The sequence below is a fragment of the Amycolatopsis minnesotensis genome, from assembly GCF_039529815.1.
In the GTDB taxonomy this organism is placed as follows: domain Bacteria; phylum Actinomycetota; class Actinomycetes; order Mycobacteriales; family Pseudonocardiaceae; genus Amycolatopsis; species Amycolatopsis minnesotensis.
Map to the genome: position 1 here is coordinate 64965 of NZ_BAAANN010000012.1, position 19893 is coordinate 84857.

The 19893-nt window shown below is 69.2% G+C and carries 20 protein-coding genes; 8 read left to right on the top strand and 12 right to left on the bottom strand.

Annotated elements, in window-relative coordinates; all coding sequences use genetic code 11:
- Positions 1-4 precede the first annotated feature (4 nt).
- Both ABD256_RS16580 and ABD256_RS16585 read right to left on the bottom strand, forming a co-directional pair.
- Positions 5-1339, bottom strand: coding sequence for an ABC transporter substrate-binding protein (locus ABD256_RS16580; RefSeq protein ID WP_344418729.1), 1335 nt, complete (start codon positions 1337-1339; stop codon positions 5-7).
- 419 nt (positions 1340-1758) lie between these two features.
- The gene (locus ABD256_RS16585) at positions 1759-1947 is read right to left on the bottom strand and encodes a helix-hairpin-helix domain-containing protein (protein ID WP_344418732.1); all 189 of its coding nucleotides are present in this window, start codon (positions 1945-1947) and stop codon (positions 1759-1761) included.
- Positions 1948-2079: 132 nt separating this feature from the next.
- On the opposite strand from ABD256_RS16585, the gene ABD256_RS16590 reads away from it, so the two are divergent.
- Positions 2080-2922 carry a serine hydrolase gene (locus tag ABD256_RS16590; protein WP_425546461.1) on the top strand — a complete coding sequence of 281 codons (843 nt, stop codon included), beginning with the start codon at positions 2080-2082 and terminating at the stop codon, positions 2920-2922.
- A 9-nt stretch (positions 2923-2931) separates the two neighbouring features.
- On the opposite strand, the gene ABD256_RS16595 is transcribed toward ABD256_RS16590, so the two are convergent.
- A complete protein-coding gene (locus ABD256_RS16595; RefSeq protein ID WP_344418735.1) occupies positions 2932-3690 on the bottom strand; it encodes a class II aldolase/adducin family protein in 759 nt (252 codons plus the stop codon).
- 160 nt (positions 3691-3850) lie between these two features.
- Between ABD256_RS16595 and ABD256_RS16600 the strand changes: the two genes are divergently transcribed.
- Together ABD256_RS16600 and ABD256_RS16605 are read left to right on the top strand one after the other, a co-directional pair.
- Positions 3851-5296, top strand: coding sequence for an FGGY-family carbohydrate kinase (locus tag ABD256_RS16600; protein WP_344418738.1), 1446 nt, complete (start codon positions 3851-3853; stop codon positions 5294-5296).
- 92 nt (positions 5297-5388) lie between these two features.
- Positions 5389-7605, top strand: a complete 2217-nt coding sequence (locus ABD256_RS16605; RefSeq protein ID WP_344418741.1) for a serine/threonine-protein kinase — start codon at positions 5389-5391, stop codon at positions 7603-7605.
- On the opposite strand, the gene ABD256_RS16610 is transcribed toward ABD256_RS16605, so the two are convergent.
- The 3 genes from ABD256_RS16610 to ABD256_RS16620 form a co-directional block, all read right to left on the bottom strand.
- On the bottom strand, positions 7589-8113 hold the full coding sequence (locus ABD256_RS16610; protein ID WP_344418744.1) for a hypothetical protein: 525 nt from the start codon (positions 8111-8113) through the stop codon (positions 7589-7591). The genes ABD256_RS16605 and ABD256_RS16610 overlap by 17 nt on opposite strands.
- Positions 8059-8382: a hypothetical protein gene (locus ABD256_RS16615; protein WP_344418747.1), complete on the bottom strand. Its 324-nt coding sequence runs from the start codon at positions 8380-8382 to the stop codon at positions 8059-8061. Before ABD256_RS16615 ends, ABD256_RS16610 begins: the two co-directional genes overlap by 55 nt.
- Before the next feature lie 78 nt (positions 8383-8460).
- A complete protein-coding gene (locus ABD256_RS16620) occupies positions 8461-8691 on the bottom strand; it encodes a hypothetical protein (RefSeq protein WP_344418750.1) in 231 nt (76 codons plus the stop codon).
- A 283-nt stretch (positions 8692-8974) separates the two neighbouring features.
- Between ABD256_RS16620 and ABD256_RS16625 the strand changes: the two genes are divergently transcribed.
- The 5 genes from ABD256_RS16625 to ABD256_RS16645 all read left to right on the top strand — a co-directional run bounded on the left by ABD256_RS16625 (position 8975) and on the right by ABD256_RS16645 (position 12859).
- Positions 8975-9862 (top strand): helix-turn-helix domain-containing protein, encoded by an 888-nt coding sequence (locus ABD256_RS16625; RefSeq protein ID WP_344418753.1) that lies wholly within the window; start codon positions 8975-8977, stop codon positions 9860-9862.
- Positions 9863-9878: 16 nt separating this feature from the next.
- Positions 9879-10076, top strand: a complete 198-nt coding sequence (locus tag ABD256_RS16630; protein WP_344418756.1) for a DUF397 domain-containing protein — start codon at positions 9879-9881, stop codon at positions 10074-10076.
- 407 nt (positions 10077-10483) lie between these two features.
- On the top strand, positions 10484-10699 hold the full coding sequence (locus tag ABD256_RS16635) for a hypothetical protein (protein WP_344418759.1): 216 nt from the start codon (positions 10484-10486) through the stop codon (positions 10697-10699).
- A 1-nt stretch (position 10700) separates the two neighbouring features.
- Entirely contained in the window at positions 10701-11648 is a 948-nt protein-coding gene (tgmB, locus tag ABD256_RS16640) for an ATP-grasp ribosomal peptide maturase (protein WP_344418762.1), read from the top strand.
- Entirely contained in the window at positions 11645-12859 is a 1215-nt protein-coding gene (locus ABD256_RS16645; RefSeq protein WP_344418765.1) for a methyltransferase domain-containing protein, read from the top strand. The genes tgmB and ABD256_RS16645 overlap by 4 nt, the downstream gene beginning before the upstream one ends.
- Before the next feature lie 43 nt (positions 12860-12902).
- Here ABD256_RS16645 and ABD256_RS16650 read toward each other — a convergent pair whose 3' ends face one another.
- The 6 genes from ABD256_RS16650 to ABD256_RS16675 are packed head-to-tail and all read right to left on the bottom strand — an operon-like array spanning position 12903 to position 19892.
- On the bottom strand, positions 12903-13415 hold the full coding sequence (locus ABD256_RS16650) for a GNAT family N-acetyltransferase (protein WP_344418768.1): 513 nt from the start codon (positions 13413-13415) through the stop codon (positions 12903-12905).
- A 24-nt stretch (positions 13416-13439) separates the two neighbouring features.
- The gene (locus ABD256_RS16655; RefSeq protein ID WP_344418770.1) at positions 13440-14297 is read right to left on the bottom strand and encodes a sugar phosphate isomerase/epimerase family protein; all 858 of its coding nucleotides are present in this window, start codon (positions 14295-14297) and stop codon (positions 13440-13442) included.
- Positions 14298-14306: 9 nt separating this feature from the next.
- Positions 14307-16343, bottom strand: coding sequence for a bifunctional rhamnulose-1-phosphate aldolase/short-chain dehydrogenase (gene rhaD / locus ABD256_RS16660; protein ID WP_344418773.1), 2037 nt, complete (start codon positions 16341-16343; stop codon positions 14307-14309).
- The gene (locus ABD256_RS16665; RefSeq protein WP_344418775.1) at positions 16340-17404 is read right to left on the bottom strand and encodes an ABC transporter permease; all 1065 of its coding nucleotides are present in this window, start codon (positions 17402-17404) and stop codon (positions 16340-16342) included. The genes rhaD and ABD256_RS16665 overlap by 4 nt, the downstream gene beginning before the upstream one ends.
- Entirely contained in the window at positions 17401-18399 is a 999-nt protein-coding gene (locus ABD256_RS16670; protein WP_344418777.1) for an ABC transporter permease, read from the bottom strand. The genes ABD256_RS16665 and ABD256_RS16670 overlap by 4 nt, the downstream gene beginning before the upstream one ends.
- Entirely contained in the window at positions 18396-19892 is a 1497-nt protein-coding gene (locus ABD256_RS16675) for a sugar ABC transporter ATP-binding protein (protein ID WP_344418780.1), read from the bottom strand. The genes ABD256_RS16670 and ABD256_RS16675 overlap by 4 nt, the downstream gene beginning before the upstream one ends.
- Position 19893 lies beyond the last annotated feature (1 nt).

A 19893-nucleotide genomic window follows, 5' to 3' on the forward strand; every position in this document is an offset into this window, starting at 1 on the left:
ACCCTCACTGGATCGCCGCCCCCTGGTACCGGGACAGGAAGGTGTTGATCTGGTCGGACGCGGCCGCGGTCACCTCGGCCGGGTTCGCGCCGTCGAGCTGGCACGACTGGAGCGCGTCGGAAACCGCGCGGTACAGCTCCGGCGGGTACCGCGGTTCCGGGGTGCCGGTCGGCGCGATCACGTCGACGAAGGTGCGCATCGGGCCGCTGGCGAACGCCCCGTGCGCCGCCGCGGCGTCCCGGACCGAGGCGCGGGCGGGCAGGTTCGTCTTGGCGACGGTGTTCCATTGACGGCACCGCTCGACGCCCGCGTCGTCGAGGGAGCCGAGCGCCCACGCCACGAACTCCGCCGCGGCCTGCGGGTTGCGGCCCTTCGCGTTGGCCACCATGGCCCAGCCGCCGAGCGCGGTCACGGGCTTGCCGCCCGGCGGCACGGGCAGCGGCGCCACCCCGTACCGGAAGTCCGGCTGCTGCTGGGCGATCTCCGACACCGCCCAGATACCGATCTGCTGCATCGCGGTGTAGCCCTGCGCCAGGTTCGAGATCGAGTCGTTCGCGCCCTTCCCGCGCACCCGTCGCGGTGCGACCCCGGCGTTCACCGCGTCCTGCCACAGCTTCATCGCCGCCCGGGGCGCCGCCGCGTCGAGCGCACTCGACCGCTGGTCCGCGGACAGGACCGAGCCACCGCCCATCCACAGGAACGGGTACCAGGTGAAGTTCTGGTAATAGCTGGGCGAGGTCTCCAGCAGGAGCCCGAACTGGTCCGGGGTGGTGAGCTTGCGCGCGACGTCGAGCAACTGGTCCCAGGTCTTCGGCACCTCCGCTTCGGACAGCCTGGCTCGCTCGAACGCCTGCTCCGAATAGAGCAGCGCGAGCGGCTCGATCTCCATCGGCAGCCCGTAAACGCGGTTCTCGACCGTGCGCGTGCCGAGTACGCCGGGCAGGAAGTCCGCGCGGGCCTTTTCGCTCAGGTGCGGCGTGATGTCGACGAGAGCGCCGCCGTTGTAGTAGCGGAGGAAGTCGCCGGGGCTGATCAGGAACACGTCCGGCCCGGCACCCGCGCTGAACGCGGTCTGCAGCGTGGGACCCGTCTGGTACTCCTGCGGCGGGATGTACCGCAGCCGGACCTTGACCTGGTGGCTCGCGTTCCAGTCGTCGGCGAGCTTGACGAACCAGTCGGCCTGCGACTTCGGTGTCCCGTTCGGACCGTAGAAGTTCCAGAACGTGATCTCGCCGGGATCCCTGCCCGGCGCGCATCCCGCCAGTGCCGAGGTGGCCAGCGCACCGGCACCGGCGGCGCGGAGCACCTCGCGCCGCGACCACGGTCGTGCCCCGGACATGATCACCCACTTCCCAGCAACGCCGCCGCTGAGTAATCGATTTCCGGACGCTATTAGGTGAGTTCGGGTGCCGTCAACCCTCCCCCGAGCCCGCGACCCGGTCCGTCGCCGCGAGCCGTGATGCCCCGAAGGTGACGTTCAGGGACCTGAGCGCCCCGAAGATCACTTTCGGGGCATCAGCCACCATGGCCACCCGCCCGCGAGAGTGCGAAAAGTGGCGCTCAGCGCCCCGAATGCCGCTTTCGGAGCGCGGCGGCCCGCGCTCGCACACGCCATCACGGTGCCCCTCGGGGCAGCCAAATCCCCGAGGGGCACCTTCGGTGCGTGCGCCGAGTACGAGCAGGCCGACGACCGCGGTCCACCGCGCGATGAACGCGGAGATCGTCCCGGCGACCGGGTTCACCACCGCCGATATCCGGTCATGGCGAAGCGAACCCTTGCCCGCGTTCGGCGAGCGCTTCGCGCAGTATCCGCAGTGCTTTCGGCCCCATTCCGTGCAGCTTCGCCAGCTCGGACTCGGTCACCGCGGTGAGCTGCTCGAGGCTGGTGTACCCGGCGTTGACCAGTGCGGCTTCGGCCGGTCGGCTCGTCTTCGGGAAATCGGTCATGTCCCCCTCCACATCTCCAGTGCGCAGAGCATCGCACGGCACACCGACAGTAACGGCGCACCGAGCGGGGAATCTTGCACCGCAACGAATTCCGGCTCCCCGGGGCGGCCCCGATGGGCTAGGTTTGCCTCCGTGAAGCCCTCGATCTGGCGCGTGCTCGCCGCCACCGCCACCGCGGTCGTCCTCGCGATCGCGACCTCCTCGACCAGCATCGGCATCGCCGACTGGCGCGAGGCCTCGCGGCAGCCGTCGTTCGACAAGGAGCTGCGGAAGCGGATCGCGGCGACGAAGGCGTACGTGGCAGGCAGGCCGGGGGTGGCCGGGATCGTGCTGCGTGACCGCCAGACCGGCGCCGTGTGGCGCAGCCCGGACGCGGGCACGCTCATCTGGGCCTGCTCCACGCCGAAGCTGGCGATGGTGGTGGACCTGCTGCTGCGCAACGACAGCGGCGCCGTGCGGCTGACCCCGGACGACCGCGCGCTCATGCACAGGATGCTGAACTCCAGCGACGACGACGCGGCGCACACCCTGTGGAACCGGTACGGCGGCGAGGACTTCGCGAAGCGGTTCCCCTCCTACGGCATGACCGACATGCGCTTCACCGATCAGCACCCGCACCACTGGGGCTGGATCCTCACCACCGCCAACGACCTCGACCGGCTCGTCAACTACGTGCTGAAGATGCCGCCGCGGCACCGCGACTACCTCGTGCACGAGATGCAGCACGTGGACCCGAACCAGCAGTGGGGCGTGTGGGGCGCGGGGCCCGCCGCCGCCCCCGGCAACAAGAACGGGTGGTCCGACGACAACGACGACGGCTCGTGGATCACCAACAGCGTCGGCTTCACCGGGCCCGGCCAGCGGTACACCCTCGCCATCATGGACAACACCAAGGTGATCCAGCAGGGCTTCGAGACCGGCAAGGAGACCACCACCGGGATCGGCCGCACGCTGTTCGACGGCTACTTCCGCTGAAACCTGGCGTCACCGCTGCCGCGCGAGCACGCTGCGCCGGTGGTGCTCGTCCTCGCGGCCCTCGATCCGGTCGGCCTGCTCGCCGGTGAGGTAGGCGGGCTGCCCGACGGACAGCGCGGCGGTCAGGATCCTGGCCACCTTGACCGTCATCTCGACGGTCTGGCGGACGTCGGTCGCGGTCTCGCCGAGCGCGAGGATCCCGTGGTTGCGCAGGTACAGGATCTTCGGCGGCGCGCCGTGCCGCGCGAAGTGCCCGGCCAGCGCCGCCTTGACGGTGCGTGCGAGTTCTAGGCCCGGCCCGGCGTAGGGCACCATCAGCGGGTGCCTGCCGAGCACCACCACCTGGTCGGGGAACAGGTGCCCGGCGACGAGCGCGTCGGCGCGATCGCTGCACAGCAACCCGTTCACCGCGGTCGGGTGCGCGTGCGCGACGAACTTCGCGCCCGTCTCCCGCACCGCGAGCGCGTGCAGGATCACTTCGATCGACGGCCGCCGGTCGCCGGAGATCCGGCAGTCGGCGAAATGCGCGGCCAGTTCCTCGTCGCCCACCTCCGAACGGTCCAAAATGGACAGTACCCGGCCGGGATCGACCTCGACGAAGTGCTCGCGCTCCACCTTGCCGAGCCCGGCACCGCTGGCCTTCACCGCCAGCCTGCCCGGCGCGAGCGACACCGACGTGTTGCCTTCGCCGAGGATGGCGAGATCGCGTTCGGGGGCGCCGAGCCACTGAGACAGCTCGACCAGTTCGTCGATCGGATCGTTGGCCATACCGAGAACTTAACAAGCCGCTGTTATCGGGACAACGCAGCGAAAGCCGCCGGGAACGGTAGCGCTGCCGGCAACTTTCACAGCAACCGGAGCTAGAACATAACATCGAAATGTGTTAAGTTCACATTGTTCATGTGACACCAGGATCTCCGGAGGGGCCATGGAGCCGATCGCGATCGGTCTCGACTTCGCGACCAGCGCGGTCCGCGCGCGCTGCGTGACGGCCACGGGCGAAACGCTCGCGACGGCGTCGGTGCCACTGCCCGCCCCGGAGCACCCGGAACCCGGCCACCGCGAACAGGACGCGGCCGCGTGGTGGCCGTCGGCCTGCCGCGCGCTCGGCACCGCACTCGGCGAACTGCCCGCGGGCACCCCGGTCGCCGGGCTCGCGATCACGGCCACCAGCGGCACCGTCGTCGCCGTCGATCGCGCGGGAACACCCGTCGGTCCCGCGCTGATGTACGACGACCGCAGGCAGACCGCCGCCGCTCGTGACGGCTGGGCCGCCGACGAAGCGCGGTGGCGCGCGCTCGGCGTGCAGCCCTCGGTGCTGAGCACGGTCGGGCGCCTGTCCTGGCTCACCGGTCACCACCCCGGCGCGGTCAGGTTCTGCCACACCGCGGACCTGATCGGCTGGTACCTGTGCGGCGAACCGGTCGCCGCGGACTGGAGCCACACGCTCAAGGCGGGATACGACACGCTCCGGGGCGAATGGGCCGAGGCGACCCTGGCGGCCGCCGGCGTCCCGCTGGCCCTGCTGCCCGAGGTGCGGGCGCCGACGACCGCGGTCGGCACGGTCTCGGCGAAGGCCGCCGCCGAAACCGGGCTACCCGCGGGAACGCCGGTACTGCTCGGGATGAGCGACGGCTGCACAGCCCAGCTCGCCACCGGTGCCGCGGCGCCGGGGCAGTTCGTGTCGGTGCTCGGCACGACACTGGTCGTCAAGGGGGTCAGCGAGCGGCTGCTGCCGGATCCGACCGGGGCGGTGTACAGCCACCGGCACCCCGACGGCCAGTGGCTGCCCGGCGGCGCGAGCAACACCGGCGGCGAAGCGCTGGCGGCCGTCCCGCACGACCGGCTGGCCGGGCTGGACAGTGCCGCCGCGGCGCACGGTCCCGCCACCGTCGTGAGCTATCCCTTGCGCCGCAACGGAGAACGGTTCCCGTTCGTGGCACCGCGGGCCGAAGGCTTCACGCTCGGCGAACCACGCGACGAGGTCGACTCGCACCGCGCCGCGCTCGAAGGCGTCGCCTTCTGCGAACGGCTCGCACTGGACCACCTTCGCGGGCTCGGCCTCGACGTGGCCGCGCCGCTGCTCACCGCGGGCGGCGGGAACCGCAGCGAGGTCTGGCTGCGGATCAGGGCGGACGTGCTCGGCATGCCGCTCCGGGTCGCGGGCGACGCGGACAGCTCGTTCGGCGCCGCGCTGCTGGCCGCCTCCGGCACCCTGCACACCGGGCTTGCCGAGGCGACCGGCGCGATGGTGCGGCCGGGTCACGTCATCGAACCGTCCGGCACCCGGCTGGAAGACTCCTACCAGCGGTTCCGCGCCGAACTGGCGCGACGGGGCTGGCTCGGCCAACCGGATGGAGCACGAATGTCCTGAACCGGTTGCGACGGTCTCCTCCGGCGGCTATAACTTCCTCACCTCGCCGATGTGACGGCTCACCCTGATCTGTCACACCCACAGTCGGCGCCGTGACCGGAGGACCCGTGCAGAACTGGGCCGTACCAGGATTCACCGAGATCGAACCGCTGGGTGAAGGCGGGTTCGGCCGGGTCGTGCTGGCGAAGCACACCGAATCCGGCACCCCCGTCGCGATCAAGTACCTGTTCGCCCGGTACCTCACCGACGAAGGGCAGCTCGCGCGGTTCCGCCAGGAGGCGTGGATGCTGCGCCGCGTCACGAGCCCGCACGTGGTCAAGCTGTACGAGTTCGTCGAGACCCCGCACGGCGCGGCGATCGTGATGGAAGCCGTGTCCGGCGTCTCGCTGCGGTCCATCATGACCGTCGAAGGCGCGATGTCCCCGGAGGCGGCCCTCACCGTCCTCAAGGGATCGTTGCTCGGCCTGGCCGCCGCGCACGCCGCGGGCACCGTGCACCGCGACTACAAGCCGGACAACGTGCTGGTCGGCCCGGACCGGCAGAGCAAGCTCGTCGACTTCGGGCTCGCGGTGCTCGCGGGCGCGGCCGACGCCCCGATCGGGTCGCCCGCCTACATGGCGCCCGAGCAGTGGGCCGGCCACGCCGCCACCCCCGCGACCGACGTGTACGCGGCGACGTGCGTGTTCTTCCAGTGCGTCACCGGGAACCGGCCGTTCCGGGCCCAGGACACCGCGACGCTGCGGACCATGCACACCTCGGCCGCGGCCCCGGTCGACGAAGCACCGGAGCCCGTTCGCGTGCTGCTCGCCCGCGGCATGGCGAAGCAGGCGGGCGACCGCCCCGACAGCGCGGCCGCGTTCGTGGCCGAACTCGAAGCCGTCGCCGTCGAAGCGTACGGCGAAGACTGGGAAGACCGCGGCTGGCGGCGGCTCGCGCAACGCGCCGCCGCGCTGGTCGCGCTCTCCCCGCTCGCGGTGCTCGGTGCCGCGACCGCCTTGGCTCCCGGCGCGCTGGTCGCGAGCGGCGCGGCCGGTGGCGGAATCGTCGGAGCGAGCGGTGGAATCGTCGGGGCGGGCACGGGCGGCACCGGTGCGGTCGGCGCGACGCTCGGCGGCGGGAAGCTGATCGCCGGGGTCATCGCGTCGGTGCTCGCGGTCGCCGCGGCGGTGGTCACGATCGTCGTGCTGACCGGCCCCGACGAACCCGCGCCACCGCCGGTCGCCGCGTCCACGACCGCGGCTGCCGCGTTGAACGTGGCGCTGCAGACCAGAGCGGAACGGTTCTCCGGCCCCGATTTCGACATCAGCATGCAATACGCGTACGTCACCGGGGCCGCGAACCCGGACGTCGGGAAGAAGCTCAACGCGGCGCTGATGAAGCCGATCGACGACCGGGTGAAGCAGGTTCGCGGCGGACTGGCTCCGGTGGACCGGAAGGAGTCGGACGGCGACATCCCGCACGCGCTGGGCAAGGCCGACATCCTCATGAAGGGCCCGAAGGTCATCTCCGTGCGGTACGACTTCTCGATGGACTCCGACGTGCTCGGGCACGCGAGCTGGACCACCAGCGCGACGTCCACAGTGGACGCCGAAACGGGTGAGGTCGTCACCCCGGAGCAGGTGTTCGGCCCCGATCTCACCGCGGTCACCGAACGCCTCCGCGCACACGCCCCGGACGGGTTCTGCGGCGGTGACCACGCCGAGCTCGACGCCACGGTGCTGGGCAAGGATGCGCTGACCGGGCACTCCGGCCTGCCCTCGTCCTCCATCGCCTACGGCCCCGACGGCGTCGAGTTCTTCCTCGACCTGTTCCAGCTCGGCTACACCGGCGCGTGCGGCACCAAGAAGATCACCGTGCCCTACGGCGAACTCAGCACGCTGATTTCCCCTGCCTTCAAGGCGAAACTCGGGCCCGCCGCGTCGGCCCCCGCACCGTCCGCGCCCTCGCCGAGTTCGTCCGGCGTCTCGCACGACGCCAAGGGCGCCGCCGCCGTACTCGTGAACTACTACAGGGCACTGGGCGCGAAGGACCTCACCGCGCTCTGCCGGATCAGCGCGCCCGCCTGGTCGAACCAGGGCGGGGCGAGCAAGTGCAGGCAGAACTTCTCGCTCCTGCTCGGCGCGCTGTCCCCCGCCGATCTCGCCGCGTGCAAGAAGGTCACCGTGGACGCCGGGCAGATCGTCGAAGCAGGCAGGGACAAGGTCTCCGTACCGGCTTCCGCCATCCGGGGCGCACCCACGATGACCACCATCGGCGATACCGTCTCCCTGCAATGGCACGGCGACACCTGGCTCATCCACAAGGATTAGCGATGCGCGTGCCACAGTCACCGAACAGGACGCATTCCACCACCTCCACCGGATCCATCTCCTCGGCCTTCTTCGCCAGCTTGCCGAGGATTCGCATACTCGGCGCACGACCAGGTTCCGAGGCAGATCGGAACCGAATCGCGGCATGGTCCGAGCATCCACCCAGCACGCCGCAGGTGGTGATCACCGCGTGTAGCCGGTGACGCTTGAGCACCCATCGGCAATCCAACGTGCTGAGCGAAAGCTCGCTGAGTGTGAACTCCTTGAGCCGGTCGCGCGCGCCTTGGAAACTCGGCGGAAATTCGAAAAACAAGTCGTTGTCGTAATCCGATCCGATGAGTTCCCAGCCGCAGAAATCCATGAAGATCATCATGGGATCGGTCCATTCGCCGAGCGGCTGCGTCGCCACGGCCAAGTTGAACATCCTCAGCGAAACATCGGTGCCCGTCGCGCTCACGGCACCCGCCGAGCGCGTTTCCAGTGGCGGCGGTGGCTTGTCGCGCGGCATTGTTCGAGCTTCCCGAGGCGAACAGCCAACTCCGCGACACCGAGGCAGCGCCGGGACGACCGGGCGACGAGCCGCGCGCAAGCCGCGCACGGCGCGCCGACCTCGTCGACCGCCGCGGACATCACGACGATGTGCCCGCACAACGCGACCGGCGGCCGCCCGGCCTGCCTCGCGGCATGGAACTCCTCATCACGAACCTCGTGTCGTCGTCCGTCGTTCGCGGAGGTGTAGGACGCCGTCCACAAACGGCCATCAGATTTTTCGGGCATGCGAAACCTCGCTGTAGGTGGCGGCAGTGGGGTCTGAAGGAGTGGTGAGCGAACGAGAGAAGCCACACCGGCGTCCGGTCAGGTGGTCGGCGGCGACGAGGGTCGCATCGCCGCGATCCCCCGCCGCGCGATCACAGGCCGACGTTTACCGCGGGTGATGGCCGCGGCGTGTTCGATCAACGCCTCGCCCGCCGACTTCGCCTGATCCGGCGAGTACCGGGCCGACTCGCCGGGAGGCGTCACGAGCACCACCGCGCCCTCGGCGTCCCGGTAAATCAAAGTCGCGCGCCGCTGCCCTGCGGCGCTCAAGCACAAGATCGCAGTGGTGTGCTCTGGACTCTCACGGGACCTCGCCTCTGCCATGGAAACCTCCCCTGTCCTGCGAATTCAGCTACTCGGCCGTGAGCCGTGCCGTCTTGGCCGACCGTGCTTCGGCCTCCAGTACGCTGAGCCGTTCGTTCGAGGTATAGTGCTAGGAAATATTTCGCGACAGCAAGACTGAGAATGTCATCGGCGAGGTATTCACTCGGACGGCTGAGAGAGGGCCGCGCCGCGACTTGTCGTGGCCGGTCCAGGCCGTCGGTCACGCTGTGTGGAGGTCACGAAAGTGGAGCTTGACAAGCCGGACGCGCTCAACGTTCGCCAGCGGCGAGTGGCGCGGACCTTGCGCGCCTGGCTCGACCGCGCCGAACCGAAGACCAGCCAGGTGGCGCTGGCCAAGGACCTCGGGTGGTCACCGGCCAAGCTCAACAAGTTCCTGACCGCGAGGGTGCCCACCCCGTTCGCGGAGATCATCGCGATCGCCACGGTGTTGCACGTCGGCGACGCCGAACGCGATCGCGTGGCCTCGATGGCGCGAGCGGGAATGGAACGCGACGCTTGGTGGCGTTCGTACTCGGACGCGCTCAGTGGCGATTTCGCCGACTTCATCCAGACCGAAGCCGAGGCAACCTCCATTTGGAACGTGGAAATGATTCTCGTGCCCGGTCTGGTGCAGACCGCGGCGTACTCGGCTGCGTTGGTGAGGTCGTGGCTGCCCGAGCCAGACGAGGCGCTCATCGAAGAGCGCAGCAGGCTACGACAGCAGCGTCAGTCCCGGCTTACCAACAGGGAGAACCCTCTGAAGCTGCACGCTGTGGTACACGAGGCCGCACTCGAACAGGAGATCGGCGGCCCGGATACCATGCGGCAACAGCTCGACCACCTCTTGACCGTGGCCGAACTCCCCACGGTGACCCTTCAACTGATCCCGAAGGCGACCGGGGCGTACCCCGGATTCGGCATCTCGTACGTCGTCATCAACTTCGATCACGCCGAAGCGGGCGCGGTTTACCTGGAGAGCCTCAACTCAGGCCTCTACATCGAGGAATCTGCCGAGGTCCAGGCATATACCCTGAACTTTGAGCGCGTGCTGACGCACGCGTTGCCCGCGAAGGCGACCGTCGAGCGGATCCGGCGGATTCGCGACGGCCGGACGTGACGACAAGGAGCACCCGATGTCCACCCCTGGCCCCGCCAGCCGAGCCTGGCGAAAGAGTTCCTACAGCAACGGCGCGCAGAATTGTGTGGAGGCCGCCGACCTCCTCACCGGCATGGCCGTCCGAGACTCGAAACAACGCGACACCGGTCCCGAACTGACCTTCACCCGAGCCGGATGGAACACCTTCCTGAACCACATCGAGCCCGGGCGGTAGCCCCACACCGAACACGACCAGCGGCGGCTCCGGCGCGATGATGAGGCATCGCACCGGAGCCGTTTCGCTGCGTTCGCCGAGCCCGCGAACCGACCGCGAACCGACCGCGAACGCAGCCCTGCCCGTACCCAAGATCGCCTGACAAGACCATCGTCGCCAACAGGAAACCCCGACGCATCCGCCATGCGAGCGACACTTCGCCCAAAATCTCACTACGTGTGCAGGATTTCGCCGCCACGCGATAGCAGCGTGTCAGCGTCCGATTCGGGGTACCGTTTTCCACGAATGCCGGGCAATCGAATGACCTGCGCGCGTCAACGTGGCCCGATCGGTTACTGAGGTTCCCTGATCGGCGACGATCCCAGTACTTTCGGATTGGACATCCGCGAAACGAGGGAGGGGAAGCGATGAGAGTGAACGCAGAGATTCCCGTCGGCGACGTCGTGGCGATGCAGGAGGGGCCGAGGCCATTCGGGCTGCGGTTCGCGGTGAGCCCGACAGTCCCGGTCGACAAACACGAGAAGACCTACTACACGGTCACCGTAAAGGAAGCGACCCAGATCAGCCGGGACGGGAAGACCGACACCATCCAGGACGACGTACAGCGGGAAAGGGAAGACTGACGTGACAGTTCTGGTCCTCACCGCACCCGACGATGACACCGCTACGCGAGTCTGCCAGGCACTCGATGACCGCGGCTGTGCTCATGCGCGGATGGACCTTGGCGACTTTCCGAAGACGTTGTCGTGCACCGCGACCGGCCCTGACTGGACCGGCTGGCTGTCGGACGGGCACCGCGAACTGAGGCTTTCCGAGATCAGGTCCGTCTACTACCGGCGTCCCAGCGGCTTCCGGTTCCCTGCCCACCTACCGGCGCAGGAGCGGCGGTTCGCTGCCGCGGAAGCTCGTCAGGGGCTGGGTGGGTTGCTGTTCTGCCTACGGGTTCCGTTCGTCAACCATCCGTCCAGAATCGCGGACGCGGAGCTGAAACCCGCCCAGTTGCAAGCCGCCGCGGACGTCGGGTTCCGCGTTCCCCGCACCCTGATCACCAATGACGCTGAGGAGGCCCGCGCCTTCGCTCATGAGACCGACGGCCGAATCCTCTACAAGCCGCTCACTGCCGCGTTTCTCCGCACCGACGAGGTCAAGTTGGTCTACGCCACGCTGGTTCGCGCTGATGACCTCGACGATGACGCGATCGCGCTCAGCCCGTGCCAATTCCAGGCGTTCGTCCCCAAGCGCCACGATGTCCGGCTGACCGCGGTGGGCCGCGAGTGCTTCGCCACCATCATCCACGCCGGTTCGGAAGAGTCCTACTGGGACTGGAGAGCCGACTATCCCTCACTGCGTTACGAACCGGTTGCACCCCCTGACGCCGTCGCGGCCTCCGTCACGGCTTATCTCCACCGGTTCGGCCTGGTATTCGGGTGCTTCGACTTCACCGTCGACACCGCCGGCGACTGGTGGTTCCTCGAATGCGGAGCCAATGCCCAATGGGGCTGGATCGAGTACGAGACCGGCCTGCCCATCGCCGAGGCCATCGCCCGCCAGCTCACCGGAGGCACCACATGACCATCCTCGGCTGGGAGCCCCGACTCACCACCCTCGTCACCGCGCTGACCGGGGAAGGCCACCTGCGCAGCAAGGAATGGATCGACGCGTTCGCCGCGACACCCCGGCACCTGTTCACCCCCGACGTGTTCGTCACCTCCGCGAACGGTTACCGACGGCTGTCCGGTGACGATCCCGCCGACCGCGACGAATGGCTGTCACTGGTCTACTCCGACGAATCCCTGGTCACGCAAGATAAACCCCATGCCGCGGGTCACATCCTGCCCACCGGCGAACCGCTCCGGGTGCCGACCAGTTCCTCCACGATGCCCAGCCTCATGGCCCGCATGCTCGAAGCCCTCGACGTCCGTGACGGCATGAAAATCCTCGAAATCGGAACGGGGACCGGCTACAACGCCGCCCTGCTCTCCCACCGGGTCGGCGATCGCAACGTCATATCCGCCGACATCGACCCCGCACTCGTTCACCACGCCACCAAACGCCTCACCGACCTGGGCTACACCCCCACACTGATCATCGGAGACGGCGCCGCGGGCGCACCGGAGCACGGCCCCTACGACAGGATCATCACCACCGCGGCCATACCCGAGGTCCCGTCCGCCTGGATCCAGCAACTCAAACCCGGCGGGAAGATCCTCGGCAACCTGCGCGGCGACCTCGCCGGGGGCACCCTCTGCCTGCTCACCCACGACAACGACGGTGAGGTCATCGGCCCCATCCTGCCGATCGGCGGCCACTTCATGTGGCTACGCCCTGATCCCGCCGACCCGCACCACCCCCACGAGCACACTCCCACCCAGCGGCGCTGGCCGTCCAGCCGCACCACGACCCCACTGTCCCCCGCAGACCTCCCCGTCGACGACGAGGCTTTCCGGTTCCTGCTCCAGCTTCAGCTCCACGGAGCACAATCCCTGTACCGGGGACGGGCCTTCGACCCGAGCACGCGGCGTGAACGCGATGCTGTCATCGCCACCGCCCACGACGGCTCGCGTGCCGAAGCATTCACCGAGCCCGAGCCTGAGGGCGCGTACCAGATCGTCCAGTCCGGGCCACGGCGGATCTTCGACACCATCGAAATCACCCGCCACTTGTTCAACGACCTCGGACGGCCCGGCCCCGACAAATTCGGTGTCGTCGCCAACGACAGCACCCAATTCGTGTGGTTCGCCAACGACGACGGCTGGTATCGCTGGCCCCTGCCGCTCATCTGAGGCCCCAGGCGTCGCCTTCGGGGCATGGGGCGCGAAGGCGAACTCAGATTCCGAACGGGGCCGCGTAGTGCACGAGTCCACCGGGGACGGGGTGGCCGTCGAGGCTGAGCGCCATCAGTGCGTCATCCGGTACCTCGACGGACAGCCTGATCCCGAAGCCCGACGCGCGGGTGAACCCGAACCTCGGGTAGTACGACGGGTGCCCGAGCACCACGACGAAGTGCTCGCCGTGGTCACCGGCCGCCGACAGGGCGGCGCGGATGGCCGCCGAACCCGCACCGGTTCGCTGGTGTGCGGGGGACACCGAGCACGGCCCCAGGCACAGCGCCGGGATGTCGTCGAGGTGGCACCGGGTCAGCAGCGCGTGCCCGGTGACCGTGCCGTCCGGGGTCGTCGCGACGACGGACAGGCCGTCGATCCACGAAGGGTCGGCGCGCAGGGCGTCGAGCAGGTCGGCTTCTTGGGCGGTTTCGAACGCGGCGAGCGTGATCTCCCGGACCGCGGGGATGTCCGCGCTCGTTTCGGCGCGCGTACTCCAGGTGGTAGGCGTGGGCATGACCGAATGGTCACACGACATCGCTCAGCGCGCCGCCGAATAACGCTTTCGCAGGAACTCGCGTGCCCCGACCGCGAGGTCCATGCCGTCCGCCCACAGGTTGCGCCAGATGGCCAGCGAGGACGACAGCGTGGGGTGCACGACCTCCGAGGAGAAGGATTCGAAGGTCACGGTGCCGTCGTAGCCCACCTCGTCGAGCGCGGAGAAGAACTCGTCCCACGGCACGGAACCGGTGCCGAGCTGCCCGCGGTGCGACTCCCCCACGTGCACGTAGCCGAGCTTGCCCGCCGCCGAGGCCGCCAGCACGGCGTCGCGGAAGGACCGTTCCTCGATGTTCATGTGGTAGGTGTCGAGGTGGGCGACCACATTGGACCGTCCGACCTCGTCGATGAACTCCAGGGTCTGCGCGGTCGTGTTGAGCACGTTCGTCTCGTAGCGGTTGCAGAATTCGAGGCCGAGCGTGATCCCGTAGGACGCGGCGCGATCGGCAAGCAGCGCGATGCTTTCCACCGAGTTCGCCCTGCCCCTCGGCGTCACGGGCGCGGTGTAGCGGCCGAGCTTGCCGAAGAGGACGCCACCGAGGTAGCTGCCGCCGAGGTCGCGAACGAGGTCCACAGCGGACTCCAGGCGCCGTCGTCCTGCCTCCACAATGGACGTGTCCTCGCTCGACACGTCGGTCTCGTCGTCGAGCCCGAGGCTCGCGCTGACGGACAGGCCGTGCTCGGAGAGCAGCCGCGCGGTCATCGGCGCGTCGAACAGCGAGGGGTCGATCGCGGCGATCTCGATGAGGTCGTAGCCCGCCTCCGCCGACGAGCGGATCGCCCGGCGCGCCTCGTGCTCGCTCCAGCCGCCCGCCCACACCAGCGCGTGGATGCCGATCATGGTTCCTCCCTAACGCAGGAAAGCTTGTGGGACTCCGGAATCGACGGGGATGATCAGGCCGGTGGTGATGGGCAGCGAGCCGTTCGTCAACGTCAGCACCGCCGAGGCGACGTGCCAGGGCAGCACCTCGACCTTCAGCACGGTCCGCTGCGCGTAGAACTTGCCGAGGTCCTTCTCGTCGACGCCGTAGGTCGCCGCGCGCGAGGCGCCCCAGCCACCGGCGAAGATCCCCGATCCGCGGACCACGCCGTCCGGGTTCACGCCGTTGACGCGGACGCCGATCTCGCCGAGTTCGGCGGCCAGCAGCCGGACCATGTGCGCCTGCGCCGCTTTCGCCGAGGAGTAGGCGAGATTGGCGGGCCCCGCGAACACGGCGTTCTTGGAGCAGATGTTGACGATGTCGCCGCCGAGGCGCTGGGCCCGCAGCACCCGCTCCGCCGCGTGCGCGACCAGGAACGACCCGCGCACCATGATCCCGTACTGCAGGTCCCAGTCCTCGACGGAGGTGTCGGCCAGCTTGCCCGCGCGGGTGATGCCCGCGTTGTTGACCACGATGTCCACGCCACCGAAGGCCAGTACCGCCGCGTCGATCCCGGCGGTCACGGCGTCCACATCGGTCACGTCCATGGCGACGCCGACGGCCGCGTCCGGCCCGCCGAGATCGGCGGCCACGGTGTCGCATGTGGACTGGTCGAGATCGGCGACGACGACGTTCGCGCCGTGCTCGGACAGCAGCTTCGCGGTGGCCAGCCCGATACCGGAGGCCCCACCGGTCACGACGGCGACCTTGCCCGCGAGCGCCTTCGGTGCCGGGCGGAGCTTCAGCTTCTTCTCTTCGAGCTGCCAGTACTCGACGGCGAACTTGTCCGCTTCGGTCACCGGCCGATAAGTCGACACACCTTCGGCGCCCCGCATCACGTTGATCGCGTTGACGTAGAACTCGCCCGCGACGCGCGCGGTCTGCTTGTCGGCGCCGAACGAGAACATGCCGACACCGGGCACCAGCACGATCGCCGGGTCGGCACCGCGCATCGCCGGCGAGCCGGCCGTGGCGTGACGGTGGTAGTAGGCGCTGTACTCGTCCCGGTAGGACGCGTGCAGTTCGGCGAGCCTGGCCACGACCGTCTCAAGTGGAGCATCCGGTGCGGTGTCGAGCAGCAGCGGGCGGACCTTGGTGCGCAGGAAGTGATCGGGGCAGGAGGTGCCCAGCGCGACGAGCGGTTCGAGCTTCTCCCGTGCCAGGAAGTCGAGCACGACCTCGCTGTCGGTGAAGTGCCCGACCTGGCGCCGGTCCACCGAGGCGATCGCGCGCAGGTGACCGAACAACTCCGCCGCGCGGGCACGGCGGTCCACGGTGTCCAACGTGGACCTGACCACCGGCCCGAACGGCTCGGCCACCGAAGTGCGCGCGAGGTACTCCGCGGCTTCGCGGATGATCGTCAGCGACCGCAGTTCCACTTCGTCGCTGGTGGCGCCCCAGGTGGTGAGCCCGTGCCCGCCGAGGACCGCCCCGATGACCCCCGGCCTCGCGGACAGTTCGGCCATCGACCTGCCCAGCTCCCATCCCGGCCGCTGCCACGGCACCCAGGCCACCGAGCCGCCCCAGATCTCGCGCACCAGCCGTTCGCCATCGGCGGCGCAGGCGAGCGCGATCACCGAATCCGGGTGCAGGTGGTCCACGTGCGGGGAGTCGACGAGCCCGTGCATCGGGGTGTCGATCGACGGCGTGGCACCGCCGGTGCCGTGCGAGCAGTACGAGAACAGCGGCACCATCTCGTCCTCGTGGGACACTCCTTTGTAGACGGAGTCGAGCGCGACGAGCCGCTCGCGCTCCAGTACCGCAAGCCCCTTCGCCCGCAGCGTCCCGAGATCGCCGCCGGATCCCTTGACGTAGAGCAGTTCCACCGGCTCACCGGTCGCCGGGCTGGTCACCGAAACCTTGACCGAGGTGTTGCCGCCGCCGTAGTTGGTCACCGCGGGATCGGCGCCGAGCCGGTTCGAGCGCGCGAGCAGCTCGCCGACCGCGTCCGGGACGTTCTCACTCATCGGGTCCCCCCGTACTTTCTCGTGGTGTACGCGTTGAGCAGTGCGCAGAAGACGAGTACCGCGCCGAGCGCGAGAAGCTGGAACTGGGTGCCCTCGTTGCCTTCGAACAGCAGCAGGATCCCGGCGTTGAGCCAGGTGACGAGGATCGCCGCGAGCAACACGCCGGAGACCCTGCCGATCCCGCCGGTGATCGCGACGCCGCCGAGCACGGCGATGGTGATCGCGGGCAGCGCGAGCCCGTTGCCCGCGGTGCCCGCGTCCGGCCGCGCCGACGCGAACTGCCCGGTGGTGTAGACCGCGACGAACCCGGCGATCACCCCGGCCAGCACGTAGGCGCGCATCCTGGTCCCCGCGACGGGCACCCCGGACCAGGTCGCCGCGACGTCGTTGGTGCCGATCGCGAACAGCCGCCGCCCGAACGTGGTGCGCTGCAGCAGAAGCCACACGAGCACCATCGCCGGGAGCAGGAAGGTGAACACGCCGAGCGGCACGTTCGGGATGTCGTGCCCGATCACCGGGATCTCGACCGAGGCGGTGAGTGAGTACAGCGACTGGATGCTCGGCGTGCTGATCGGCTGCTGGGCGTTGATCACCACGGCGAGCGACTTGAACGCGTAGTACGTGGCCAGCGTGGTGATCAGCGCGGGAAAACCGAGGCGGGCGACCAGGAACCCGTTCACCGCGCCGAGCGCGCCGCCGACCGCCACCGCGAGCAGGATCGCCGGGAGCAGCGGCCAGCCCCACTGTCCACTCGCGAATCCGAACACCATGCCGGTCAGCGACACGATCGCGCCGATCGACAGGTCGATCCCGCCGCGGCCGGACACGATCACCAGCAGCTCCGCGAGCGCGAGCATCGCCAGCGGCACCGCGTCGACGAGCGAGGCGGCGAGGTAGTCCGGGTTGTACGGACCGGTCAGGTACCCGCCGTAGCCCAGCAGCGTCATCCAGACCACCACGACGACGATCAGGATCACCAGCAGTATCTCGCGGCGGGTCAGCACCGCGCGCAGCATGCGCGAGCCGAGGCCGGGCTCGGCCTTCACGTCGATCTCGGTCATCGCTTCGCCCTCCTCGCTCGCTCCCGCAGCAGGTCGGCGCCCACCGCGATGATCACGAACACGCCGACGAACAGGTCCGACAGATCGCTCGGCCAGCCGAGCTGGGTCACGCCGGAGGTGACGGTCTGCACCAGCAGCGCGCCGAGGATGGTGCCGAGCACCGAACCGCGACCGCCCATGATGGACGTCCCGCCGATCACCACGGCGGCGATCACCGCGAGCTCCTTGCCGGAGCCGATGCTCTGGTCGAGCGTCGCGGTGCCCTTGGCGATGGTGAACACGGCGGCCAGCCCGACCAGCGCGCCGGTGACCACGTAGGCGAGCAGCACCCGGCGCCGCACCCGCACCCCGGCGAGTTCGGCGGCGACCGGGTCGCCGCCGATCGCGTAGAAGTGCCTGCCGCCCGGTGTCTGGCGCAGGTACCACCACACCGCGGCCGCGATGACCGCCATCAGCAGGAAGCTGTGCGGCAGCCCGAACGTCCTGCCCGCGTCGCCGCGGCCGAAGATGTCCAACGTGGACGGAATGCCGTTGACCGTCTGCGAGCCGAAGAGCTGCCTGCCGACGAACTGGAACAGGTTGAGCGTGCCGAAGGTGATGATGATCGCGTGCACCCTGCCCCACGCGATCAGCACGCCGTTGACCGCGCCGAGCAGCGCGCCGACCGCGATCGCGACGAGCAGCGCCACCACCAGCGAGACCTGCGCCTCGACGAGCAGGCGCGCGGTGATCACGCCGCACACCATCATGGCACTGCCGACCGACACGTCGATCCCGGCGGACACGATGACCAGCGTCATGCCGACGCCGATGAGCGCGACCGGCGCGACCTCGATCAGCAGTGGCCGGAGCGAATCCGCGGACAGGAACGCCGGGGTGGCCCACCACAGCACGAACCAGAGCGCGGCGACCACGACGAGGAGCACGATCTCCTGCCCGGTCACGAGTGGCGCGATGACGCGTTCGCGCTTGCCCCGCACGGCGACGGCCGTCATGTGCGCACCTCCCCCGCTGCTACCGCGAGAACGTCCACTTGGGACGCTTCACGACCGAACTCGGCGACGGTCGTGCCGCCGCGCACCACCAGCAGCCGGTCGGCGATCCGCAGCGCCTCCGGGAGATCGGAGGTGACCACCAGCACCGCCGTGCCCTCGTCGGCGAGCGCGGTGACGATCCGGTGGATCTCCTCCTTCGCGCCGACGTCGACGCCCTGGGTCGGCTCGGCGAGCATGAGCACGTCGGGGCGCCGCACGAGCTGGCGGGCCAGCACGACCTTCTGCGCGTTCCCGCCGGACATCGCGCCGATCGGCTGGCGCTCGCTCGGCGTCTTCACGGCGAGCCGGTCGATCAGGTCCTTCGCGACCGTCCTTTCGCGACCCCGGTCCATCCACAACCGGAACTTCGACAGCAGCGGAAGGTGCCCGACCGAGATGTTGAACGCGATGGACTGGAACGAGAACATGCCCTGTGCCTTGCGGTCGGCGGGCAGCAGCGCGATGCCGAGCTTCTGCGCGTGCCGTGGCGAGATCGGGCGGACGGGTTCGCCGCCGAGCCGGATTTCCCCCGTCGTCGCCGGGTCGATCCCGTAGACCGTGTTCGCGATCTCCGAGACGCCGGAGCCGACGAGCCCGTACAGCGCGACGATCTCACCCGCCTTGACCGTCACGTCGACGTCGTGGAACTCGCCTTCCAAGCCGAGTGAGGAAAGTTCGAGCTTCGGCGGTCCATCCGGGACAGTCCTGGTGGGACGTTCGTCGTCGAGCACATCGCCGACCATCAGCTCCGCGATCTCCCGCACGGTGAGCTCGGCGATCGGGTAGGTGCCGAGCGTCGCGCCGTCGCGCATCACGGTCACCTCGTCCGCGATCCGGAACAGCTCGTCGAGCCGGTGCGAGATGTAGATGACCGCGACGCCGGATTCCTTCAGCCGCCGCACCACGCCGAAGAGCACCTCGATCTCGGCGTCGGTGAGGATGGCCGACGGCTCATCGAGGATGAGCAGTTTCGCGTCCCCGGCGAGTGCCTTCGCGATCGACACCTGCTGCTGCTCGGCGATCGACAGGTCACCGACCTGGGAGGTGGCCTCCTTCGACGGCAACCCGAGCAGGTCGAGCAGTTCCACCACGCGTGCGTGCTGCGCCGCCCAGTCGATCCTCGGTCCCGAACGCAGCTCGCGGCCGAGGAAGATGTTCTCCGACACGGTGAGCTCGCGGAAGAGCTGCGGTTCCTGGTAGACGGTCGCGATCCCGAGCGCCATCGCGTCCGCGGTGGCGCCGATGCGCGCGGGCGCGCCGTCGAACTCGATCGACCCGGTGTCCGGGGTGACCGCGCCGGCCAGGATCTTGATCAGGGTCGACTTGCCCGCCCCGTTCTCCCCGACCAGCGCGTGCACCGTGCCCGGCTCGACGACGAGATCCGCGTGCCCGATCGCGCGCACCGCGCCGTACCGCTTCGAAATGTCCTTCACGGACAGTCGAGGCGCGCTCATC